We start from the raw sequence: 1,607 nt of genomic DNA on the forward strand, positions 1-1,607 counted from the left end.
ACCGCCAGCGCGCGCTCACGCAGCTCGCTGTTGAGGATGCGGTCGTTTTCGCTGTAGTCGACCGGGCAGTCGATCACGTGCACGCCTGGGGTCTTGATGCAGTGCTCCAGCAGCGGCAGCAGGCCGTCGGCGCTTTCCACGCGGTGGCCATTGGCGCCGTAGGCTTCGGCATACTTGACGAAGTCCGGGTTGCCGTAGTCCAGGCCGAAATCGGTGAAGCCCATGTTGGCCTGCTTCCAGCGGATCATGCCGTAGCCATCGTCACGCAGGATCACCACGGTGATGTGCATGCCCAGGCGCACGGCGGTTTCCAGCTCCTGGCTGTTCATCATGAAGCCGCCGTCACCGCACACCGAAATCACCGGGCGATCCGGGTAGACCAGGTGTGCAGCCATGGCCGATGGCAAGCCGGCGCCCATGGTCGCCAGGGCGTTGTCCAGCAGCACGGTGTTCGGCTTGTGCGCCTTGTAGTTACGGGCGAACCAGATCTTGTAGATGCCGTTGTCCAGGGCCACGATGCCTTCGGACGGCAGCACGCGACGAATGTCGGCCACCAGGCGCTGTGGGTAGACCGGGAAGCGGTCGTCGTCGGCGCCGTCGGCGATCTGCGCTTCGTTGGCTTCACGAATCGCCATGAGGCGGGTGAAGTCCCAGTGCGAAGTGTCGCCCAGGCCTTCAGCGATCTGCCACACGGCGTTGGCGATGTCGCCGATCACTTCAACCTGCGGGAAGTACACGGCATCGACTTCGGCGGAACGGAAGTTGATATGGATGACTTCGGTGCCGCCACGCACCATGAAGAACGGCGGCTTCTCGATCACATCGTGGCCGATGTTGACGATGAGGTCCGCCGCTTCGATCGCACGGTGCACGAAATCGCCTGACGACAGCGCAGCGTTACCCAGGAAGCGTGGGTGGCGCTCGTCGACCACACCTTTACCCAGCTGGGTGGTGACGAATGGGACACCGGTATTATCGACCAGTTGCTTGAGGACCTTGGCGGTCATCTTGCGGTTGGCACCGGCGCCGATAACCAAAATCGGACTGCGGGCTTTGTGCAGCTTTTCAATCGCAGCTTCAATGGCCACGTGCTCGGCCAGCGGGCGGCGGTGCAGGCTGCGCGGGATCGGCAGCGCGTCGGTCTGCTCGGCGGCGATGTCTTCCGGCAGTTCCAGGTGCACGGCACCCGGCTTTTCTTCTTCAGCCAGGCGGAAGGCTTCACGCATGCGCGAAGGGATGTTGTCGGCCGAAGCGAACTGGTGGGTGTACTTGGTGATGGGGTCCATCATGCCGCACACGTCGATGATCTGGAAGCGGCCCTGCTTGGACTTCTTGATCGGCTTCTGGCCGGTGATCATCATCATCGGCATGCCGCCCAGGTAGGCATAGGCGCTGGCCGTGACCAGGTTGGTGGCACCCGGGCCGAGGGTCGACAGGCTGACGCCGGTCTTGCCGGTCAGGCGACCGTAGGTAGCCGCCATGAAGCCTGCAGACTGCTCGTGACGGGTCAGTACCAGTTTGATCTTCGACTTGCGCAGGGATTCGAGCAGGTCGAGGTTTTCCTCACCAGGAATGCCGAATACATACTCGACACCTTCGTTTTCCAG

General features: G+C 62.6%; 1 protein-coding gene. It reads right to left on the reverse strand.

The window, feature by feature from the left end; genetic code table 11:
• Window positions 1-1,607 (reverse strand): acetolactate synthase large subunit (locus tag QME24_RS24660; protein ID WP_281691086.1); only part of this gene is annotated, 1,607 nt, incomplete at both ends.

The organism is Pseudomonas sp. PARCl1, assembly GCF_947311875.1.
In the GTDB taxonomy this organism is placed as follows: Bacteria; Pseudomonadota; Gammaproteobacteria; order Pseudomonadales; family Pseudomonadaceae; genus Aquipseudomonas; species Aquipseudomonas juntendi.